The organism is Streptomyces sp. NPDC055243, from assembly GCF_044544025.1.
In the GTDB taxonomy this organism is placed as follows: Bacteria; Actinomycetota; Actinomycetes; order Streptomycetales; family Streptomycetaceae; genus Streptomyces.
In genome coordinates, this window is sequence record NZ_JBITWR010000002.1 from 979,177 (window position 1) to 999,821 (window position 20,645).

A 20,645-nucleotide genomic window follows, 5' to 3' on the forward strand; every position below is an offset into this window, starting at 1 on the left:
ATCGACTCTGCCTGCTTTCCGGCACACTTGGAGCATGACCGTATCGCCCGAACATCCCGAACTCGCCTCCGGCACAGCGGCGTTGTGTTCGCTGCTCGGCTCGCCGGACGACATGGCGGAGCCCGGTGTCCGGGAGCCGGCCGAGCGGGCGAGGGAGCTGCTGCGGTCCGGCGCGGGCGCCGACGAGATCGCGGAGTGCTACGAGTCCCTCGACGACGCGCTGCGCCGGGCCGGGGCCGCGGGCGGTCTGGTCAACGGCTCCCGGGGCGCCACGACGCCCGGCCTCGCGCCGCACATCAGGGTGGCCGTGTGCCCGGGCCCGGCCCGCTGCAGCCGGCTCGAGCGGGCCAGGGACCTGCTGCCCGCCCCCCAGTGCGCGGTCAACGGCGCACGCATGCGCAAGGGCCGACTGGGCCCCGGGCAGTGACCGCCTCCGGGCTCCCGGCCTCATGAACCCCCTCCTCGCCACCCTGGGCGGCAAGCTCACCGAACGCTGGCTGAACCTGCTGGTGCTGCCCGGCGCGTTCTTCCTCGCCGTCACGGCCGTCGGCGTCGAGCTGGGGCACCGCCACTGGCACGACGCCGACCGGCTGCGCGCCACCCTGGACGACCTGGCCGCACGCCCCGCGCTCGACAGGACCGGCACCGCCGCACTCCTGGTGGCGCTCGCCCTGCTCACCGCGGCCGCGGCCTCACTGGCCGCGCAGTTCCTCGGCGGCGCGATCGAGAACCACTGGCTGCGCTTCGGCCGGGACCCGCTCTCGCGTGCCCTCACCGCACGGCGCGAACGGCGCTGGCGGGAAGCGGACGCGAGGCTCGCGGACGCCGTCGCGCACGCCACCCCGACCGGCGCCGGGGCGGACGGCGCGGTGACGGTCCCGAGGAGCGCGTGGGCGCTGATCCAGGCACGCAACGAGGCCCGGGACCGCATCTCGCTGTGCGCGCCGACCCGCCCCACCTGGTACGGCGACCGCATGCAGGCGACCGCCGACCGCGTCGAGGGCGCCTACGGCGTGGACCTCGCCGCCCTGTGGCCACGCCTGTGGCTGATCCTCCCCGAACCCGCCGTGCGGCAGGTCCAGGCGGCCCGTGACTCCTTCAGCGCCGCGGCCCGTCTCGCCGCCTGGGCCGTGGGCTATGCCCTGCTCGCCTGCTGGTGGTGGCCGGCCGCGCTGGTCGCCGTCGGCTGCGGGGCCGTGGCCCGCTCCCGTTCCCGGGCCGCGCTCGACGCGTTGGCGGGCCTCACCGAGGCGGCCGTCGACGTCCACGTACGGGAACTGGCCACGCGCGTCGGCCTGCTCGGGCCGGACGCGACGGGGCTGCTGGCCCAGGACACGGGGGACGGGATGTCGGAGGTGTTCCGCAAGGCCGACTGATGGCGTCCCTCAGCACCTCGGAGACCCTCACCACCCCGTCAACAGCAAGTGATTGACGGCGAGCGCGAGTACGGCCTGTGCGGTGAGCCAGTGGCGCCGCCCCGCCGTCGGCAGGAACGCCGTCGCCATCGGCAGGAACGTGGCGAACGGCAGCCAGATGCGCTCCGTCTCCGCCTTGCTCATCCCGGACAGGTCGGCGGCGAGCAGCGCGAGCAGGGCGGTCAGGACCAGGACCGTCAGGCGGTCGGCGGGTGTTGTCCGCCCGGTGCGCAGGCGGCCGATCGCGCCGGGGGCGGCCGACGCCGTCCTGCGCAGGCCGGCCACCGTGGCGAGGCCGACGACCAGCACCGTGCAGGCGAGGTTGGCCCAGACGAAGTAGCCGTACGGTCTGATGCCGCCCGCCCCCTGGTGGTAGCGCTCGACGAGCAGGCGGTACGCCTCCCACCAGTTGAAGCCCGCCAGGGTGAAGACGAGCGGGACGACGACCGCACCGGCAAGGAACAGCGGGAGCGGGCGCCGGGTACGGGTGATCAGCAGGACGGCGGCGGCGACGAGCGCGAACAGGGTCAGGCCGTACGAGAGGTAGCAGGTGAGGCCGAACAGCAGGCCTGAGCCGAGGGCCGCGGCGGCGGGGAAGCGGACCGTGCGCGTCGCCGCCAGCGCGAGCAGGGCGATCATCCAGGCCGTGACGGCGGCGAAGTAGCCGTCGGCGGAGGCGCCGACCCAGATCGCGGCCGGGGCCAGGACGAGGAAGGGCGCGGCCCGGCGGGCGCTCGCCTCGTCGGCCAGCGCGCGCAGGGTGATCAGGACGGCAGCCACGGCGGTGCTGCCCGCGGTGATGCAGAAGGCCCCGGCCCAGGCACCGCCGCCCAGGCCGACGCGGTCGAGCAGGACGAAGGTGAGGGTGGCGCCCGGTGGATGGCCCGCGGTGTGGGCGGGCCAGTGGCCGGGGGAGTCGATCAGGATGTGCCGGGTGAAGTCCCGCAGCGCCGCGGGGATGTCCTCGAAGCGGTCGATGACCTGGAGGTATTCGTACTTGGTGGTGAGCCGCCGCGCCACGCCCCGGTGCGGGCCGTCGATCAGCGCGAGCGACCAGATCCAGGCCATGGATGCGGCCCACGCGGTGAGGAGCAGGGGTCGCCAGGAGAGTCGGGCGGTGAGGGCGGGGGCGTACGCGATCACGGCGACGGCGACCGCGAGCGCGGCGGGGGAGCCCGGTCCGATGTGCGGGTCCCATTGGGCATACAGGGGTGGCCAGTTGAGGTGCAGCGTGCCGTCCGCGTGCTCGATCGAGGCGCCGACGACGACGGCCGCGGCGACGAGCAGCGCCGCGCCGCAGGCCGCGGCCAGGTCACGGCGGTGCCCGGTGTGGTCTGTGGTGCTCACGTCTGCACGGTAGGCACAGGTGGAGCGGGCGACGCGGGTCCGAGGGGCGACGTCAGCGTTTCGTCATGAGTCGTGGGCCCCGCCCGGGGCAGGGCCCGGCATACGGTCGGTCCATGCCCCCCGCACCACGTGTGACCTCTCCTGTCGACCCCGGATTCTGGCGCAGCCCGCTGCGCGGACCATGGCTCACCTCGGTTCTCGGCGTCGTTCTGATGGCCGGTGTCACGGTGCTGTTCGTGACCGGCCTGCTGTCGTACGCCGCGTACAACCCGAACCTGTCGCCCGTCAACGACAAGACACCGGACAAGGGTCTCCTCGGCTTCTACCTCTTCGACTGGCCGACCGACCCGCACTGGCTCTACCGCCTCAACCAGGGCCTGCACGTCACCCTCGGCATCACGCTGATCCCGGTGCTGCTCGCGAAGCTGTGGTCGGTGATCCCGAAGCTCTTCACGCTCCCTCCGGCGAGGTCGCCCGGGCACGCCCTGGAACGGGTCTCGCTGCTCCTGCTGGTCGGCGGTGCGCTGTTCGAGTTCGTCACCGGGGTCCTCAACGTCCAGCTGGAGTACCTCTTTCCCGGCTCGTTCTATCCACTGCACTTCTACGGAGCCTGGGTGTTCTTCGGCGCGTTCGTGACCCATGTCGTGCTGCGCCTGCCCCAGGTCGTCCGCCTCCTGCGAGAGCAGGGATGGCGCCAGCGGCTGCGGGACCCGCGCCCCGAACCGGCCGACGAAGCCGACGAGGCCGACGAGGCCGGTGAAGCCGACGAAGCGGGGCTCGTGGCGAGACGGCCCGCGGAGCCGACCGTGTCGCGGCGGGGAGCGCTCGGCATGGTCGGCGCGGGCTCCGCCCTGCTGTTCGTGACGACGGCGGGGCAGACCGTGGACGGGCCACTGCGCCGCACCGCGTTGTTCGCCCCGCACGGCGGTGGCGATCCGGGGAGCGGGCCGAACGGCTTTCAGATCAACAAGACGGCCGGGAAGGTGGGCGTCGAGCCGCGCGACACCGGTGAGGCGTGGCGGCTGGTCATCAGCGGCCCACGGGGAGACGTCAGGCTGTCCCGGGGTGAGCTGCTCCAACTCCCCTCGCACAGTGCCGCGTTGCCGATCGCCTGCGTGGAGGGCTGGTCGACGTCGGACCAGTGGTGGCGCGGCGTGCGGCTGCGCGACCTCGCGGCCCTTGCCGGGTTCGACGCGGATCCTCCGGGCGTCCTGGTGGAATCCCTGCAGCGGCACGGGGCCTTCCGTAGGGCGGCGTTGCGCGACAACCAGGTCCGCGACCCGCGATCCCTCCTCGCGCTGCACGTCAACGGGGAGGACCTGTCGCCGGACCATGGCTACCCTGCACGGATCATCGTTCCGGCCGCTCCCGGCGTGCTCAACACCAAGTGGGTGTCCCGTCTGACCTTCGGGGAGCTGTGATGACCGGTTTCACGCACCGCTTGGGCCGGTGGTACGGCGAGGGCCCATTCCAGCTTCTCGTGCTGCTGGCCTCGTTCGCGCTCGCCGGGTATGCGGGGGTGCGCCTCCTGGACGGCCGGTGGCTGCTGATCGCCGGCTGGTTCGTCGGTGCGGCGCTGGTGCACGACCTGCTGTTCGTGCCCGCGTACGCGCTGGCCGACCGGACGCTGCGGGCCGGCGTGGGGCGGTGGGGCCGTCGGGAGTGGATCAACTACGTGCGCGTTCCGGCTTTCCTGTCCGGACTGTTGCTGCTGGTGTGGTTCCCGCTCGTCACCGGCCGGGCGGAACGCTATGAGTCCGCCACCGGGCTGCACGCCGGCGTCTTCCTCGCCCGCTGGCTGGCCGTCACGGCCGTGTTGTTCGCGGGAGCCGCCGGGTGCCGGGTGCTTCAGGTGCGCCGCGCGCGGCGCAGCGCCAGGAAGGAACGGCCGCCGCTGCTCCACTGATCGGCGGCTTGCCAGCCGAGCGGACGGGCGTGACGCAGCAGGGCGGGGGTGCCGAGACGGGCCCAGGGGAACAGCTCGCCCGGTGCGCCGCGCCCGTCGTCGACGTGCACCTCGACGCGTTCGTCGACATCCAACTGGACCGTCTCCGAGATCAACAGACCGCCGGGGGAGAGGAGTTGGGCAACACGCCGGAGCAGTGCGGTGGGGTCGCCGCCGATCCCCACATTGCCGTCGATGAGCAGGGCGGTCCCCCAGCGCCCCTCGCCCGGCAGCGCGTCGAAGACGGAGCGCAGCAGCGCGGTGCCGCCGAGCCGGAGCGTGTGGTCGACGGCTGCCTGGCTGACGTCGACCCCCAGGACTCGATGGCCCCGGGCCGCGGCCCCGGCCACCAGGCGGCCGGGGCCGCAGCCGATGTCGAGGACACTGCCCTCGCAGCGGCGCAGCGCGGAGAGGTCCGCGGCGTCGGCACCCGCGCACCAGCGCTCGACGTCCAGGGGCAGCAGCCAGCCGTCGCTGCGGCGCAGGAACAGCGGGCCGTGGCCGTTGCGCAGGGCGTTGGTGTACGGATCCGCACGCCAGGGCGTGGCTCCTGGGCCGGTCCTGCGCTGGGCGGTGTCCGGCGGCGCCGTGCTCATCGGCCACCGCCCGGTCCCGCGTGGCCGGCCGCCGTCGCGAGGCGTGCGAGCGTGGCGGCGAACCGGCTCTCCGGTGCGGTGCCGGCGACCTTCCCCGCGTCGTCGGCCGTGTCGACGTCACGCAGCGGCGGCAGGTCGCGCACCGTCAGGCCGGCGTCGGCGAGCCGGGCCCGCTGCAGGGCGCCGGTGTCGGGCCTCGACATGGGGACGCCGCGCAGCAGCCGCGGATCGGGCTCGGCCAGGCCGAGCGCCCAGAAGCCGCCGTCGACGGCGGGGCCGAACCAGGCGTCGCAGTCCTGCCAGGCGTCGGGGCCGAGCGCGGGGGCGAGGAGCCCGGGGGTGATCTGGGGAGTGTCCATGCCGACCAGGAGGGCCGGCCCCGAGCAGGCGGCGAATGCCGCGGCGAGCCGTTCGTCCAGGTCACCCGCGCACTGCGGCACCACCTCGATGCCGGAAGGCAGCCAGGGGCCCGGCCGGCCATCGAACACCAGGACGCGTCGGCGTGCGGGCGCCGCGAGCACGGCGTCGAGGGTGTCGGCGAGGGAGGCCGCGGCCAGCTCGGCTGCCTCCTCGGGGGTGTAGGGCGGAGTGAGGCGGGTCTTCACCCGTCCCGGCAGGGGCTCCTTGGCGATGACGAGCAGGGTCGTCGCACACGCGGTCACCGGGCACCACCCGACGCTCGCCCTGCGTGGCCGACGGAGGCGGCCCGCGGTGGCTCCGCGAGCACGGCCCGCATGTCGCGCACGGCGTGCCACGTCCCGCGCCACGTCCCCGTGACCTTCGACTTCCCGGCGCGCGGCAGATACGGCACGTCCCGCTCCTCGATCCGCCATCCGGCGTCGGCCGCCCGCACGACCATCTGCAGCGGGTAGCCGCTGCGCCGGTCGGTCATGTCGAGCCCGAGCAGCCCCTCGCGCCGCGCCGCACGCATCGGGCCCAGGTCGTGCAGGCGTACGCCGGTCCGCCGCCGCAGCATCCGGGCGAGCGCCAGGTTGCCCGCGCGCGCGTGCGGCGGCCAGGCGCCGCGTCCCTGGGGGCGCCGCCGTCCGACGACCAGATCGGCTTCGCCGTCCGCCACCCGGCGTACGAAGGTCCGCAGCAGCCCTGGGTCGAGGGATGCGTCGCAGTCGCAGAAGCACACGATGTCGGCGTCGGACGCCGTGAGGCCCGCATGGCAGGCGGCGCCGAAGCCGCGCCGCGGCTCGTGCACGACGGTGGCGCCCAGGGCGCGGGCGATGTCCGGCGAGCCGTCGGTGGAGCCGTTGTCGACGACGACGGCCCGCCAGTCCTCGGGGACGCGTTCCAGGACCCAGGGCAGTGCGGCGGCCTCGTCGAGGCAGGGCAGGACGACATCGACCCGAACGGTGCGCGCATCGGGTGTGTCCGGCGCGTCGGGTTCGGCGGAGGGGGAGGGGGTCATGTGGTTCACCCTATGAATCCGAACCCGGCATATCGGACTTCAGGTTCTTACGAAACGGGGACGTCGGAGTCTTGCGAACGGGGACGGCAGAGTCTTACGAAACGGGAACGTCGGCGACCGGGAGCAGGCTCGACCGGCAGGTTCGGGCCCCGCGGGTGCGAGGCTGGCGGTATGCAGCCACCACCGCAGGATCACGCATCCAGGGTGCTCGTCGTCGACGACGATCCGACCGTCGCCGAGGTCGTCGCGGGCTACCTGGAGCGCGGCGGCTACACGGTCGACCGCGCAGGAGACGGCCCCGGAGCCCTGGAGCGCGCCGGGGCTCTCCGGCCCGACCTGGTCGTCCTCGATCTCATGCTGCCCGGCATGGACGGTCTGGAGGTGTGCCGCCGTCTGCGTGCCAAGGGCCCGGTGCCCGTCATCATGCTCACCGCCCGTGGCGACGAGGACGACCGGATCATGGGCCTTGAGGTGGGGGCCGACGACTACGTCACCAAGCCGTTCAGTCCGCGCGAACTGGTCCTGCGGGTGCAGTCGGTACTGCGGCGCAGCCGCGCCGCCCGCGCCCCCGGGGCCGTCGCCACACTGGCGGCCGCGGGCCTGTGGGTGGACCCGGCGGCACGCAGGGCGACGAAGGGCGGGGTCGAACTCGCCCTGACTCTCCGCGAGTTCGACCTCCTCGCCTTCCTGCTGCGCCATCCGGGGCAGGCGTTCGGGCGGGAGGAGCTGATGCGGGAGGTGTGGGGCTGGGAGTTCGGCGACCTGTCCACGGTCACGGTCCACATCCGCAGACTCCGCGGCAAGGTCGAGGACGACCCGGCCGCACCGCGACTGATCCAGACGGTGTGGGGTGTGGGGTACCGTCTCGACGTACCGGACGTACCGGACGTACCGGACGTACCGGACGAGCTCGATGTACAGGACGAGGAAGAGGCGACGAGCGGCGCCGGTGACCCGGCCGTCCGCACCGTGCCCTCCGTTCACGATCCCCTGGACCCCCAGGGCGGGCGCGTGCCGCCCCGAGCCGAAGGCTGACCTCCATGCGGGACATCCTCGTCATCGCCCTGTTCGCCTTCCTCGGTGCCGCGAGCGCGGGGCTCCTAGGCGCCCTGACGCTGCGCCTGCTGCGCCACCGCTCCGTCACGGTGGCGATGAGCGTCGTGGCGGCCGTCGCGGTGCTCGCGATGCTGGCCGGGACGCTCGCGGTGGCCTGGGAGATGTTCCTGTCACCGCACGACCTGAAGGTGGTGACCATCGTCGTGGCGATGGCCGCCGTGGTCTCGCTCGCCACCGCGCTGCTGCTCGGCCGCTGGGTGGTCGCCCGCAGCAAGGCACTGACCCTGGCGGCCCGTTCGTTCGGCGACGGCGGCAGCTTCGCCGCCCCTCCCGAGCCCGTGAGCGCCGAACTCGCGGCACTCACCAGGGAATTGGAGTCGACCAGCGCCAAGCTCTCCGAGTCCCGCGAGCGCGAGCGGGCCCTTGAGCGCTCACGCCGCGAACTGGTCGCCTGGATCTCGCACGACCTGCGCACCCCGCTGGCAGGCCTGCGGGCCATGTCCGAGGCGCTCGAGGACGGCGTGGCGGCCGATCCCGACCGCTATCTGCGCCAGATCCGCACCGAGGTCGAACGCCTCAACTCCATGGTCGGCGACCTCTTCGAGCTCTCCCGCATCCACGCAGGCGCGCTGGCGCTGTCTCCGGCGCGGATCTCCGTCTACGACCTGGTGGGCGACGCGCTCGCGGGCGTCGACCCCCTCGCCCGCGAGCACCGAGTGCGTCTCGTCGGCGACCGCGTCGATGCCGTCCCGGTGGTGGTCGACAGCAAGGAGATGAGCCGCGTCCTGGGCAATCTCCTGATCAACGCGATTCGCCGTACACCCGCCGACGGAACCGTCGCGGTGGCCGCGGAGCGATCCCCCGACGGCGTGGTCCTGTCCGTGACCGACGGGTGCGGCGGCATCCCCGAGGAGGACCTGTCCCGCGTCTTCGACACCGGCTGGCGCGGCAGCCAGTCCCGCACACCCCCGGCGGGTGCGGGGCTGGGCCTAGCGATCGTGCGCGGCATCGTCGAGGCCCACCAGGGCCGGGCGGCCGTCCGCAACGTGGCGGGCGGCTGCTGCTTCGAGGTCACGCTGCCGACGGCGCGGGCGTAGCGGCCCTCGCACTGAGGCCTTCGTCTGAAGCTTCCGGCCGGGCTACCCCCGCAGCGGAGCCTTCGCGAAGGAAGCCATCCCCTCGGCGAAGCCCATCTCGGCACGCCACCCCAGCTCCGCCCGCAACCGCCTTGAGTCCGCCGTGACATGCCGTACGTCCCCAAGGCGGTACTCACCCGTCACCGCCGGGGCCGGGCCGCCGAACGCCCGCGCCAGCTCGCGGGCCATCTCACCGACGGTGTGCGGCTCCCCGCTGCCGGTGTTGTACGCCGTGAACGCCCCCGCCTCACGCTCGCGCACCGCCTCCAGAGCCATCACGTTGGCCGCCGCCACATCGTGTACATGCACGAAGTCCCGCCGCTGACGGCCGTCCTCGAAGACCTGGGGCGCCTCGCCCCGCTCCAGCGAGGAACGGAAGAACGAGGCCACACCCGCGTACGGGGTGTCGCGGGGCATGCCGGGACCGTACACGTTGTGGTAGCGCAACGACACGGCGCGGCCGCCGCCTGCCCGCGCCCAGGCGGCGGCCAGATGCTCCTGCGCCAGTTTGGTCGACGCGTACACATTGCGGGGATCGGCGGGTGCGTCCTCCCCCACCAGGCCGGGGGCCAACTCGGCCGCGCAGTCGGGGCAGAGCGGCTCGAAGCGCCCGGCGTCCAGGTCGTCCGCCGCGCGCGGACCCGGCCGGACCACCCCGTGGTGTACGCACTCGTACCGCCCCTCCCCGTACACCACCATCGAACCGGCGAGCACCAGATCCCGTACCCCGGTCTCGGCCATCGCGGCGAGCAGGACGGCCGTGCCCAGGTCGTTGCAGCCGACGTACTCGGGGGCGTCCGCGAAATCCTTGCCGAGCCCCACCATCGCCGCCTGATGGCAGACCGCGTCCACCCCGTGCAACGCGTCCCGCACGGCGTCCCGGTCCCGGACGTCGGCGACGGTCCAGCGCTGTCCGGCGGGTGGCCGCGGTGGTACGGCGTGGGCGGAGGGCAACAGGGCGTCGAGCACCGCCACTTCGTGCCCGCGTTCCGTGAGGGCTTCGACCACGTGCGATCCGATGAACCCGGCGCCGCCGGTGACAAGTACGCGCATGCGGCCCACGCTAGGCGCGCCGAGCCGGGGTGACGATCACCGACGGGGCTTCGTCACGGGTCCGTAAGAACCGTGCGGAGAAGGATTCACCCTGAAGCTTTGAGCTGACCCGGCTGAAGTCCGGACAGTGGATTGGCATACTTCTGCTGTGAGTTGAAGCGACCCCTTCTGTAGTCGAGACGGCCCTATGGGGGTGGTCTGGATGATGCTTCATACATCCGTCAGGCAGGGCTGCCTGGTGGTGGAAATGCCCCCGGAAGTGGATATCGGCAATGCCGAACCGCTGCGGTGGGAGCTGGGTGAGATGTGCCGGACCCGGCTGGACCGCGCCGCGCGCGACGGGGTGTCGGCAGTGGTCGTGGACTGGGCCGCCGCTCCCTTCCTGACCATGGCCGGGGTGGCCGTCCTCGACGACCTCCGGCAGCGTCTGGTCGAACGCGGAGTCGCGGTGCGGGTGGTGGCCTCGCGCAGAGTGGTGCGCGCGGTGCTGCGCATCGTGGGGCTGGCCGACGTGCTGGCGATCCACGACACCGTGGAACAGGCACTGACCGCCGGCAAAGCCTCTGGTGAAGGACGGGGCCGGCCCGAGATGGGGAAGAGTTCCTGACCGGGGGCGGACGGGAGGGTGCGGACATGACGAATGGCGAACGTCGGCGAAGCCACGGGACCCCGTCGAGTCATCTGGGCGACCACCTGGGTCTGATCACCCAGTTCACCGAGCAGGCGCGGGTCGGCCTGGAGAAGGAGACCGAGACCGCGCGGATCTTCATGGCGATCTATTCCGGCTTCCTCGTGGAGGCCGGAGCGGGGATTCGCTGGCTGCTCGAACCGTCCCTGATCGAGCGGGCGACGGTCGCCGTCCGCCGTGCGGCTCCCGAGGCCAGGGGCGCGGAGCGTGACCTGGCGACCCGTCTGCTCGCCACCTTGTGGACAGCGGGCGTCGTCGCCGGCATCGACACCGAGGACTGGATCCGAAGCGCCCCGGAGCTCCCCGAGATCTGTCTGCGCATGGCCGCTCAGGTCGTCGAGGGGACGGATGCCGGGTCCTGACCGTGTCGAGGCGATGGATGCCGGGGCCTGACGGCAACGAGTGCGCCGGATATGCGAGTTGCCGGGCGGCCTCGGCGCTGTCCCTCCCGCCCCGTCCCTCGTGCGCTCGTGCGCGAGGGACGGCCGCCGCCTGCTCACAAGGGCGGCGGCCGTCGGGCGCGCGAGGGGCGAGGTTCCCCGTCATCGCCCCCGCGCGCGGGATGCCCTCCCCGGCAGTGGGGTCGCGGGAGTACCCCACCCTCGGACGGGGAGGGCAGCGGCCGGAGAGCTCATGCGGACCACGGCTCGCGTCCTGCTGCCTCGTTTGGATGGTAGGAGCGTGCCGGGTTGATCGGAACAGGGGCTGACCAACTCCTGTGTCCCATGAGGTGACGTCAGGTCACCATGCCGCGTGCGACGCCGAGTTCGACCAGATCCTGGGGGCGCAGTCGCAGCTGCTCCGCCGTCGACCGGGTCTCGTCGCCGCCCCGTTTGAGGATCGCGGTGGCCAGCTCAGGGGCGATCACCGAGAAGTAGCTGTCCGGTGTCGCCCAGAGGTTGCCCGGCGCCGCGAGGGCGAGTGCGCCGCCGGAGCCGCCCTCGCCGATGACCAGCGAGGTGACCGGCACCGGCGCGGAGGCGACGGCGGCGAAGAGATCGGCGATCGCCGCACCGGCTCCCGCCCGTTCGGCCTCCGCCCCGTTCGCGGCCCCCGGCGTGTCCACGAGCGTGAGCACGGGAAGACCGAGCCGCCCCGCGAGCCGGACGAGGCGGGCCGCGGTGCGGTACCCGGCTGGCGTCGTCGCCGTCCCGCACTGCGCCGCGTACGCGACCGTACGCCCCTCGCGCAGCCCGAACCCGCAGAGCATCCCCGGGTCCGTGCCCCCGCACCGGTCGCCGCGCAGGGGTGCGCGCTCCGTGAAGTGGGCGTCCAAGTAGGCGGCGGCCCGCGGTCGTTCGGGGGCGCGGGCGCGGCTCACGGCTTCCCAGCCGGTGGCCGGCAGGTCGGTGCGGCCGAGGGCGGCGGGGGGCTCGGGCGGTGTGGTCGTCGGAGCGGGCGCGGACAGCAGCCTGAGGCGCAGCCCCAGCGCGTCGCGCAACTCCTCGGGGCGTACGACGTCGTCGATCGCGCCCGCCGCCAGCTGCGCCTCGGCGGTGTACGCCGCCGGGTCCGAGTCCGCCGGGCGCACCCGGGACCCGGCGAAGCCGACCTGGCTGCCGGGCAGCGCCAGGATCAGGTCGGCGCCCGCTCCCAGGGTGGCCCAGCCGCCGCCCGTGGTCGGATCGCGCAGGACCGCGATCCGGGGGAGGCCCGCGGCGCCCGTGAGCTCGGACTGCCGTGCCACGCGCTGTAGTTGGACCAGGGCGCGCATGCCTTCCTGCATACGGCTGCCGCCCGTCGCGATCAGCGAGACGAAGGGCAGCCGGTGTTCCCGGGCGTGCCGGTGCGCGGCCTCCAGACGGTCCCCGGTGCGCTCACCGAGGGAGCCGCCCAGGAAGCCGAACTCGAAAGAGGCGATCACCGCCCGGGTCCCGCCGACGGTGGCGGTGCCGCACACCACCGATTCCCGCTCGCCGGTGCGTGCCTCGGCCCGGGCGCGGGAATCGGCGTACCCCTGCCAGGCGAGCGGGCCGTCCAGCCGCTCCTCCCTCAACCCCTGTTCTGGAAGGGCGAGTTCGCGGAAGCTGTCCTGGTCGGCCACGGAGGCGATGGCCGCGCGGGCGGACTGGCGGGCGGACGGGCGAGCGGGTGCGGACTCAGGCATGGAGGGACCGCTTCATGATCTTCCCCATGTCGTTGCGGGGGAGCTCCGACAGATAGTGCACGGTCCGTGGCCGCTTGTGCGGGGCGAGCTGGGCGGCCACGTGGTCCGCCAAGTCGGCCTGCGGCGGCGGCTGTGCGGGGTCGGACGGCACGATCCAGGCGACGATGCGCTCGCCCAGGTCGTCGTCCGGCTCGCCGGTGACGGCTGCCTCCCGCACCCCCGGGTGCTCCAGCAGGGCGTTCTCGATCTCGCCCGCGCCGATCTTGTATCCGCCGCTCTTGATGAGGTCGGTGGCCTTGCGGCCGACGATGCGTACGTAGCCGTCCTCGTCGCGCACCGCCATGTCGCCGGTGCGGAACCACCCGTCGGCGGTGAAGGCCGCGGCGGTGGCGTCGGGCCGGTTCAGATACTCGGTGAACAGGTTCGGGCCGCGCACCTCGATCTCGCCGACCTCCTGGCGGTCCGAGGTCTCTGCGCCCGCCTCGTCCACGAGCCGCAGCTCCACACCGCCCAGCGGCACCCCGACGGTTCCGGCGCGCGGTTCGCCGTCGGCCCGCACGCTCGTGTTCATCAGGGTCTCCGTCATGCCGTACCGCTCGATCACCCGGCGCCCGGTGGCCGCCGCGATCCGCTCGTGGTCGTGCACGGGCAGCGCGGCCGAACCGGAGACCAGGAGCCGCGCGCCGGACAGGGCCTTGGCGAGCCCCGGGTCGGTGGGCAGCGCCTCCGCGATGCGGTGGTACATGGTGGGCACGCCGAACAGCATCGTGGACCCGTCGGCCAGTTCCTGCCGTACGCCCTCGATGGAGAACCGCCCCAGATGCCGTACCGAACCGCCACGGCGCAGTGGCCCGAGGATGCCGAGGATGAGCCCGTGCACGTGGAACAGCGGAAGCCCGTGCACCAGCACGTCGTCGGACGTCCACTGCCAGGCGTCCTCAAGGGCGTCCAGGGTGGAGCTGAGAGCCCGGCGGGGCAGTACCGCGCCCTTGGGGGGTCCGGTGGTGCCCGAGGTGTAGACGACCAGGGCGGGGGATTCCGGGTCCGGTTCGGCGGGCAGCTCCACCGGCGCCGCGGTGCCGGTGAGGGTGAGGGTGATGTCCGTACGTTCCAACGCGCGCAGGGGCGCGGGGAGTTCGTCCCCCGGAGCGGCGAGCACCACCGACGGGGCGCTGTCCGTGATGATGTGCCCCAGCTCGCGCTCGCCGATCTTCGGGTTCAGCGGGATGACGGGCACACCGGCGAGCAGCGCGGCCACCACACCGACGGCGGTTTCGAGCGTCGGCGTCGCCCACAGCGCGACCCGGCGGGCCGAGCCGATCGAGGCGGCCAGGGACCCGGCCGTGGCGGCGAGTTCGGCGTACGTCAGCGAGCGCTCGCCGAAGCGCAGGGCGGGGATGCCGGGGCCCGCGACGAGGGCCGGGAAGAGGGGCGGGAAGTCGGGCGGGAAAGGGGCCGGGCGGGGAGAACTCACGCTGCGTATCTCCTTGGTTGTCATCGAGGTGCTGTCGTGCCGTTGTGCTGCTGTGCTGTCGTGCCCTGTGGGTTCGTTCGTCCTACCCGAATCCTGGCACCACGAGGACGAGCCACACCGCGGCGGGCACCACGGCCACCACGATCCCGCCGTACACCATCAGCTGGCGGAAGAAGCGCTCCCGGTCGACGTCCGGGGCGGCGGCGAGCACCAGCGCGCCATTGGTCGAGAAGGGACTGACGTCCACGACGGTGGCGGAGACGGCGAGCGCCGCGATCATGCCGACCGCGCCGATCTCGCCCTGGGCGAGGAACGGCACCGCGAGCGGGATGAGCGCGCCCATGATCCCGACGGAGGAGGCGAACGCGGAGATGATCGCGCCGATGTAGCAGAGCAGCACGGCGGCGAGGAGCGGGACGCCGATGTCGGAGACGCCCTCTCCGGCCCAGTCGATGGTGCCCATCTCCTCCAGGACGCCGACGTAGGTGAGCACGCCGCAGATCAGCAGCACGGTCGACCAGGCGATCTCGCCGACGGCCTTGCGGCTGGAGTCGGGCCAGACCGCGCTCAGGATCACGGCCAGGGTGATGGCGCTCAGACCGGCGTCGAGATCGAAGCCGAGCACGGCGACGACGAGGGCGACCAGGGCGGCGAGAGTGGCGATCTTGGCCGGATCGAGCCGCGAACTCGCGCCGTTCCCGGCTGGTTCGGCCCCTTCGGGTCCGTCCCCGTCGATCCCCTCGGCGCCCTTGCCGGTGTCGCGGCCGCCCAGCTTCAGCCCGCCGAAGAGGACGAAGACGATCCCGGCGATGAGCACATTGACGATCAGTGAGGCGAGGAAGAGCGCGAGCTCGTTCCCCGGCAGGTTCTCGCGCTCCACGATGCCGTTGACGATCGAGCCGTAGATGCTGATGGGCGAGAAGCCGCCGCCCTGGGCGCCGTGCACCACCATGGCGCCCATCAGGAGCGGGCTGATTCCGTACTGTGCGGCGAAGCTCAGGGCGATCGGCGCGACGATCGCCACGGCGGCCGGGCTGACCGCGCCGATCGCGGTGAGCGCCCCGGTGATCACGAACATCACCCAGGGGATCAGCGCGATCCGCCCGCGCACGAGCCGGATGGAGGCGTGCACCAGCCAGTCCGTGGTGCCGTTGGCGCGGGCGATCGCGAACAGATAGGTCACGCCGACCAGGACGACGAACAGATCGCCGGGGAAACCGGCGAAGATGCCGTCCGCGTCGAGGTCGGCGGCCAGCTCGCCGACCGCGAAGGCGGCGGCGAACGCGAGCGCGCCCATGTTGATGGAGCGGGTGGTGGCGATCACGAAGACCACCACGAGTACGAGGATGGAGATGAGTTCGGCGGACATCGGGGGGCTCCCGTCCCTGGGGCCGTCCTTCATTGGCCAAGTGGCTGAGCCAATCCGGCTGTTGGCGGAACTCAGCGTCGGGGTATCGGTTTCGGCCGTCAAGGGATCGGACGCAAATTGGCTGAACCACTTGGCCACTCGTCCACCGCGTCGGCCGCTGTTAGGCTGCGAATCCATCGGCACGGGGGCCGGGATTCGGCACGGCGACCGGGCGGGGACCGAAATGGGGGGTTGGGATGTCTGACGCGCTGCGCCCCATGGGCAGGACGAGGCTGTACGAGCAGGTGCTCGACCGGCTGCGTGCTTACGTCGGCGAAGGCGGCCTGCGCTCCGGCGACCGGCTGCCGCCCGAGCGTGAACTGGCCCAGCGCCTCGGCGTTTCCCGCGCCTCCGTCAAGCAGGCCATCGTCGTGCTCGAAGTGCAGGGCCTGGTCGAGGTGCGGCACGGCGGCGGCACCTACCTGGTCAAGGACAGCCTGGACGCCGAGCCCGTGGAGCGGCTCGTGGAGCGCAGGCGGCGGCTGCCCGACGTCCTCGAGGCGCGCGAGGCCCTGGAGACCAAACTCGCCGAACTGGCCGCCGAGCGGCGCACGGACGAGGACCTGCGGGCGATGCGGGGCGCCCTCGACACGATGGCGCGGGAGATCGAGGCGGGCGAGCGGGGCGTCGAGGGCGACCGGCTCTTCCATGCCGCCGTGACCGCGGCCGCGCACAGCGTGCTGCTCGCCGACTTCATGCGCTCCATCGCCGAGCAGATCACCGAGAGCCGCAACGAGTCGCTGCGCCAGGTGCGCCGACCCGCCCGGTCCCTCGCCCAGCACCACGCGATCCTCGACGCGATCGAGGCCGGCCGGGGCCGGGCGGCGGCGGCCGCGATGCGCCGGCACGTGCGGACGGTCGCGAAGGTGCGGCTCCTGGACTGGAACCCGGACGACGAGGCGAGCGCTCCGGACCACTCCGAGGCGTAGGGCCGGGCGGCACCTGACAGCACCCGGCGGCACCAGGCGGCACCCAGGCAGTACCTGCGGTAACTTCCCGGCCGCACAGGGCTGTTCATTCGGCGTCGCAGACCTCACCATTCTCGGCACTGCTCACGCGCAACGAGTCCTGGCGACCGCGAGCGCGTGACGTCCGCCGGCCCGAGGGGGAACCTGTGCTGCGCCGAATCTCCGTCCCGCTGACCATCGCGGCCGCCGCCGCCCTGCTGACGCCGCTGACCGCGGCGCGGGCGGACGAGGCCCCGAAGTCCGCCCGCACTCCGGTGATCTTTGTCCACGGCTACAACGCCGACCCGGGCGTGTGGAGCTCCCTGCGCGACGACTTCAAGGCGTCCGGGTACACGCACGCGGAGCTGTTCTCCTGGGGCTACGACACCAGCAAGTCGGTGAACGAAGTACTCTCCGGGCGGTTCGCCGCGTACGTCGACGAGGTGCGCGCACGGTCGGGAGCCGAGGAGGTGGACATCGTCGCCCACTCCTTCGGCAGCCTGGTCACCCGCTGGTACGTCAAGCACGGCGGCGGCACCGGGAAGGTCGCCCACTGGGCCTCCCTCGCGGGCCCCAACCACGGCACCGCGACGGCCTGGGCCTGCGCCGCCTGGTCCCAGGCCTGCCGAGACATGACGCCCGGTTCGTACGTCCAGGACGGGCTCGCGGAGGGCGACGAGACGCCGGGAGACGTCGCCTACGCGACCTGGTGGTCCAACTGCGACGAGATCATCAACCCGGACGACAGCGTGCGCCTCGGCGGGGCGACGAACAACGCCGCGGGGTGCCTCAAACACAACGACCTGCTCGGGGACGACGGGGTGTCGGCGGGGGTGCGGGACTTCGTCCGCGGTTGACTTCGTCCGCGGTCGACGCGAACCCACCCGAACCCATTCGCCTGGTCCTTCGCTCCTGAACGTGTTGTTCGCCTTCGGTGCCCCGCGCGGCACCGAAGGTGGGCTCCATGGACGACGACAACGCTCCCCGTCACACAGGCACAAGCGCAGGCACAAGCGCAGGCGCAGGCGCAGGCACAGGCACCGGCACCGAAGCCCGCGCCTCCGCACTCCTGCGCCGCCCCAAGCTCTGGCTGGTGCCCACCGTTCTGACCGGCATGCTCGCCCTGCTCCTGTCGCTGCTCTACATGGGCGGCATCATCAGCCCGAACCGCGACCTGCGCGACCTGCCCCTCGCCATCGTCAACGCGGACCAGGGCAAGCCCCCGGCCGGACAGAAGCAGAACCTGGGGACGCAGGTCGCCGAGAGCATCCTCGCCGACACCTCGACCGACAAGGCCGACTGGCGCCGGCTCACCCGGGCGCAGGCCCAGGAAGAACTGGACTCCGGCAAGATCTACGGCGCCCTGCTCATCCCGGCCGACTTCAGCGACTCCGTCGCCGCGCTCACCACCACGCGCGCGACCGAGCGGCCGACGATGACGGTGCTGACCAACCCCGGCATGGGCAGCCTCGGTTCCTCCCTGGCGAGCAGGATCACCACCGCGGCGGCGCAGCAGTCCTCCCAGGCCATCGGCAAGCAGCTGAAGGAGGCGGGCGCCGACCGGCAGGCGGGCTCCACCGCGGGCCTGCTGCTCGCCGACCCCGTCGGCATCACCACCCAGGTCGGCCACCCCATCGGCGACAACAGCGGCCTGGGCCTGAGCGCGTTCTACTACACCCTGCTGCTCGTCCTGGCCGGGTTCCTCGGCGCCAACATGATCAGCATGGGCGTCGACACCGCCCTCGGCTACGCCGACAGTGAGATCGGCCCCTGGCACACCCGCCGCCCGACCGTGCCGATCAGCCGCACGCAGACGCTGCTCCTGAAGATGGCCATGACCGCGGGCATCACGGCCCTGACCACCACCCTGATCATGCTGGCCACCGTCGCGATCCTCGGGATGGACGCCACCCACCTGCCACTGCTGTGGATCTTCTCCTACTGCGCGAGCCTCGCCGTCGGCCTGGGGGTCCAGGCCATCAACGCGGCCTTCGGCGGGATCGGCCAGCTCGTGTCCATGTTCGTGTTCATCGTCCTGGGCCTGCCCTCGTCCGGGGCCACCATCCCGCTGGAGGCGGTCCCCGGCTTCTACCGCTTCCTCGGCATCTTCGAGCCCATGCGCCAACTCAGCGGCGGCGTACGTTCCATCCTCTTCTTCGACGCCCGCGCCGACGCGGGCCTCGGCCGCGCCTGGATCATGATCGCGATCGGGAGCGTGATCGCCGCGGCCTTCGGGTTCGCGATGACCCGCTACTACGACCGCAAGGGGCTGCACCGGATGACCCCGCAGCCCTCGCCCTGAACTCGCCCTGAACTCGCGCCGAACCCTCCCCGGGCCGGTCAGCGGCGCAGCCGGACCCGGGTCAGCAGATCCTCGCCCGCCGGACCCGAGCCCGACTTGTCGAGCACGTACGCGTGGCCGCCCGCCACCTGGACGTGATTGGGGTTGGCGCCGGTGGCCACGGACTTCACGACGACGCCCTTGTACGGGTCGACGATCGTGACGGTGGCGCTCGTGCGGTTGACGGCCAGGACGTGGCCCGAGCGGTGGTCGACGGCCACGGACTTGGTGCCGCCGCCGGTGGGCACGGACCGGGTGACCGCACCCTTGCGCAGGTCGACGACCGTGACGGTGCCGGAGGTCTGGTCGGCGGTGTAGGCGGTGCGGCCGTTCTTGGAGAGGGCGATCGAGAGCGGTCCCTTGCCGGCCGGGATGAGGCGCGGGCTCCCGGCGCCGGGGGAGACCTCGATGATCTGGGCGCCGTGGTAGTCGGCGGCGTACACCGATCCGGTCCGCTCGTTGACGGTGATGCCCGTCGGGCCGGTCCCGGGGACGGTGTGGCGCTTCTTCTCCTTGAAGGTCTTGGAGTCGAAGGCGACGAGGCTGCCGTCGGCGAAGGAGCTCGCCCACACCGTGTCGCGCCGCTCGTCGACGACTATCTCGCGGGCGTGGTTGACGTTCGGCAGTGTGGCGAGGCGCTTGCCGGTGCGCTGGCTGTAGACGGCGACGGAGTTGTCGCGGGTGTTCGTCGTCCAGACGGTGTTGTGCTCGTCGTCGACGGTGACGCCGTAGACCGACTCGACGGCGCCGGTGGCCGCGTCGGTGACCGGCGGCGCGTAGGCCTTCTCGACCTTCAGCGTGTCCGGGTCGACCCGCAGCAACCGGGAGTCGGTGACGGTGGCGGGCGGCATGCCCACGGAGGAGGTCATCCAGAGCGCGTCGTTCCGCTCGGAGTACGCGGACTGGTACAGGCCTTGCCTGATCGGCACCGCGACGGTGGGCGAGCCGGTCCTCGCGGTGTCGGCGCCCGCGGTGCCGGTCGAGACCAGCGCACCTCCCGCGGCGAGCGACACGGTGATCGCGGTGGTTCGGCGGGCCTGGCGGATGGTTGAGCTCATGCTGCGTCGATCTCCTTGGCAGATGTGCCTCCGGAGGAAGGCACTCGCCGATCAACTTACCTAATCCGTCAGGCCCCTCCCGTCAGCTCTTCCCGCATCCCGGCTCTGCTCAGGACAGGCAGCCCGCGTGCGCGAGGGCCTGCTTGAGCAGGACGCCGTGACCGCCCGGCATCTCGTTCTGGACCACCACCGACAAGGCCTCCTGCGGGCTGAACCACGCCAGGTCCAGAGCGTCCTGGCGGGGACGGCAGTCGCCGGCGACCGGCACGATGTAGGCGAGGGACACCGCGTGCTGGCGGGGGTCGTGGAACGGCGTGATGCCTTGCGTCGGGAAGTACTCGGCGACGGTGAAGGGCTGCAGGGAGGCCGGGACGCGGGGGAGCGCCGCCGGGCCGAGGTCCTTCTCCAGGTGGCGCAGCAGGGCGTCCCGGACCCGCTCGTGGTGCAGGACCCGGCCGGAGACGAGGGAGCGGCTGACCGACCCGTCCCGTCCCATCCCCAACAGCAGTCCGATGCTGGTGACTTCGCCGCTGTCGTCGACGCGCACCGGCACGGCCTCGACGTACAGGATCGGCATGCGGTTACGGGCCTGCTCGAGCTCGTCGGAGGTCAGCCAGCCGGGCGTGGTTTCGGTCGTGTCAGACATCGGCTGAT

The 20,645-nt window shown here is 72.7% G+C and carries 21 protein-coding genes; 11 read left to right on the forward strand and 10 right to left on the reverse strand.

What is annotated here, in order from left to right; translation table 11 throughout:
- The first annotated feature begins 34 nt into the window (after positions 1-34).
- Together ACIGXX_RS09130 and ACIGXX_RS09135 are read left to right on the forward strand one after the other, a co-directional pair.
- Positions 35-427, forward strand: a complete 393-nt coding sequence (locus ACIGXX_RS09130) for a hypothetical protein (RefSeq protein WP_399974061.1) — start codon at positions 35-37, stop codon at positions 425-427.
- Between the two features lie 22 nt (positions 428-449).
- A complete protein-coding gene (locus tag ACIGXX_RS09135) occupies positions 450-1,376 on the forward strand; it encodes a hypothetical protein (RefSeq protein WP_399974064.1) in 927 nt (308 codons plus the stop codon).
- 27 nt (positions 1,377-1,403) lie between these two features.
- On the opposite strand, the gene ACIGXX_RS09140 is transcribed toward ACIGXX_RS09135, so the two are convergent.
- Positions 1,404-2,762 carry a hypothetical protein gene (locus tag ACIGXX_RS09140; protein WP_383823406.1) on the reverse strand — a complete coding sequence of 453 codons (1,359 nt, stop codon included), beginning with the start codon at positions 2,760-2,762 and terminating at the stop codon, positions 1,404-1,406.
- Between the two features lie 113 nt (positions 2,763-2,875).
- Here ACIGXX_RS09140 and ACIGXX_RS09145 point away from each other — a divergent pair, with 113 nt between their 5' ends.
- Both ACIGXX_RS09145 and ACIGXX_RS09150 read left to right on the forward strand, forming a co-directional pair.
- The gene (locus ACIGXX_RS09145; protein ID WP_399974067.1) at positions 2,876-4,183 is read left to right on the forward strand and encodes a molybdopterin-dependent oxidoreductase; all 1,308 of its coding nucleotides are present in this window, start codon (positions 2,876-2,878) and stop codon (positions 4,181-4,183) included.
- The gene (locus ACIGXX_RS09150) at positions 4,183-4,668 is read left to right on the forward strand and encodes a hypothetical protein (RefSeq protein ID WP_383823412.1); all 486 of its coding nucleotides are present in this window, start codon (positions 4,183-4,185) and stop codon (positions 4,666-4,668) included. The genes ACIGXX_RS09145 and ACIGXX_RS09150 overlap by 1 nt, the downstream gene beginning before the upstream one ends.
- Here ACIGXX_RS09150 and ACIGXX_RS09155 read toward each other — a convergent pair.
- The 3 genes from ACIGXX_RS09155 to ACIGXX_RS09165 are packed head-to-tail and all read right to left on the reverse strand — an operon-like array spanning position 4,611 to position 6,723.
- The gene (locus ACIGXX_RS09155) at positions 4,611-5,303 is read right to left on the reverse strand and encodes a class I SAM-dependent methyltransferase (RefSeq protein WP_383823415.1); all 693 of its coding nucleotides are present in this window, start codon (positions 5,301-5,303) and stop codon (positions 4,611-4,613) included. The genes ACIGXX_RS09150 and ACIGXX_RS09155 overlap by 58 nt on opposite strands.
- Entirely contained in the window at positions 5,300-5,965 is a 666-nt protein-coding gene (locus tag ACIGXX_RS09160; RefSeq protein ID WP_399974070.1) for a DUF2064 domain-containing protein, read from the reverse strand. The genes ACIGXX_RS09155 and ACIGXX_RS09160 overlap by 4 nt, the downstream gene beginning before the upstream one ends.
- Positions 5,962-6,723: a glycosyltransferase family 2 protein gene (locus ACIGXX_RS09165; RefSeq protein WP_399974073.1), complete on the reverse strand. Its 762-nt coding sequence runs from the start codon at positions 6,721-6,723 to the stop codon at positions 5,962-5,964. Before ACIGXX_RS09165 ends, ACIGXX_RS09160 begins: the two co-directional genes overlap by 4 nt.
- A 171-nt stretch (positions 6,724-6,894) precedes the next feature.
- Between ACIGXX_RS09165 and ACIGXX_RS09170 the strand changes: the two genes are divergently transcribed.
- On the forward strand, positions 6,895-7,758 hold the full coding sequence (locus tag ACIGXX_RS09170; RefSeq protein WP_399974076.1) for a response regulator transcription factor: 864 nt from the start codon (positions 6,895-6,897) through the stop codon (positions 7,756-7,758).
- Positions 7,759-7,763: 5 nt separating this feature from the next.
- A complete protein-coding gene (locus ACIGXX_RS09175) occupies positions 7,764-8,876 on the forward strand; it encodes a HAMP domain-containing sensor histidine kinase (RefSeq protein WP_351161388.1) in 1,113 nt (370 codons plus the stop codon).
- Between the two features lie 42 nt (positions 8,877-8,918).
- On the opposite strand, the gene ACIGXX_RS09180 is transcribed toward ACIGXX_RS09175, so the two are convergent.
- On the reverse strand, positions 8,919-9,968 hold the full coding sequence (locus ACIGXX_RS09180) for an NAD-dependent epimerase/dehydratase family protein (RefSeq protein ID WP_383823424.1): 1,050 nt from the start codon (positions 9,966-9,968) through the stop codon (positions 8,919-8,921).
- 202 nt (positions 9,969-10,170) lie between these two features.
- Between ACIGXX_RS09180 and ACIGXX_RS09185 the strand changes: the two genes are divergently transcribed.
- Both ACIGXX_RS09185 and ACIGXX_RS09190 read left to right on the forward strand, forming a co-directional pair.
- Entirely contained in the window at positions 10,171-10,575 is a 405-nt protein-coding gene (locus ACIGXX_RS09185) for an STAS domain-containing protein (RefSeq protein ID WP_399974081.1), read from the forward strand.
- Between the two features lie 26 nt (positions 10,576-10,601).
- Positions 10,602-11,018: a hypothetical protein gene (locus tag ACIGXX_RS09190; protein WP_361461237.1), complete on the forward strand. Its 417-nt coding sequence runs from the start codon at positions 10,602-10,604 to the stop codon at positions 11,016-11,018.
- A 374-nt stretch (positions 11,019-11,392) separates the two neighbouring features.
- On the opposite strand, the gene ACIGXX_RS09195 is transcribed toward ACIGXX_RS09190, so the two are convergent.
- The 3 genes from ACIGXX_RS09195 to ACIGXX_RS09205 form a co-directional block, all read right to left on the reverse strand.
- A complete protein-coding gene (locus ACIGXX_RS09195; protein WP_399974085.1) occupies positions 11,393-12,763 on the reverse strand; it encodes a carboxyl transferase domain-containing protein in 1,371 nt (456 codons plus the stop codon).
- Positions 12,756-14,237 carry an acyl-CoA synthetase gene (locus ACIGXX_RS09200; protein ID WP_399974088.1) on the reverse strand — a complete coding sequence of 494 codons (1,482 nt, stop codon included), beginning with the start codon at positions 14,235-14,237 and terminating at the stop codon, positions 12,756-12,758. The genes ACIGXX_RS09195 and ACIGXX_RS09200 overlap by 8 nt, the downstream gene beginning before the upstream one ends.
- Before the next feature lie 82 nt (positions 14,238-14,319).
- Complete coding sequence (locus ACIGXX_RS09205) at positions 14,320-15,606, reverse strand: SLC13 family permease (protein ID WP_366462821.1); 1,287 nt, start codon at positions 15,604-15,606, stop codon at positions 14,320-14,322.
- A gap of 236 nt (positions 15,607-15,842) precedes the next feature.
- Between ACIGXX_RS09205 and ACIGXX_RS09210 the strand changes: the two genes are divergently transcribed.
- The 3 genes from ACIGXX_RS09210 (at position 15,843) to ACIGXX_RS09220 (ending at position 18,894) form a co-directional block, all read left to right on the forward strand.
- The gene (locus ACIGXX_RS09210) at positions 15,843-16,574 is read left to right on the forward strand and encodes a FadR/GntR family transcriptional regulator (RefSeq protein ID WP_351161404.1); all 732 of its coding nucleotides are present in this window, start codon (positions 15,843-15,845) and stop codon (positions 16,572-16,574) included.
- Between the two features lie 185 nt (positions 16,575-16,759).
- Entirely contained in the window at positions 16,760-17,449 is a 690-nt protein-coding gene (locus ACIGXX_RS09215) for an esterase/lipase family protein (protein WP_399974093.1), read from the forward strand.
- Positions 17,450-17,661: 212 nt separating this feature from the next.
- Positions 17,662-18,894: a YhgE/Pip domain-containing protein gene (locus tag ACIGXX_RS09220; protein ID WP_399974391.1), complete on the forward strand. Its 1,233-nt coding sequence runs from the start codon at positions 17,662-17,664 to the stop codon at positions 18,892-18,894.
- A 38-nt stretch (positions 18,895-18,932) separates the two neighbouring features.
- On the opposite strand, the gene ACIGXX_RS09225 is transcribed toward ACIGXX_RS09220, so the two are convergent.
- On the reverse strand, positions 18,933-19,991 hold the full coding sequence (locus ACIGXX_RS09225; protein WP_399974096.1) for a YncE family protein: 1,059 nt from the start codon (positions 19,989-19,991) through the stop codon (positions 18,933-18,935).
- A gap of 109 nt (positions 19,992-20,100) precedes the next feature.
- On the reverse strand, positions 20,101-20,637 hold the full coding sequence (locus ACIGXX_RS09230; protein WP_351161410.1) for an NUDIX hydrolase family protein: 537 nt from the start codon (positions 20,635-20,637) through the stop codon (positions 20,101-20,103).
- Between the last annotated feature and the right edge of the window lie 8 nt (positions 20,638-20,645).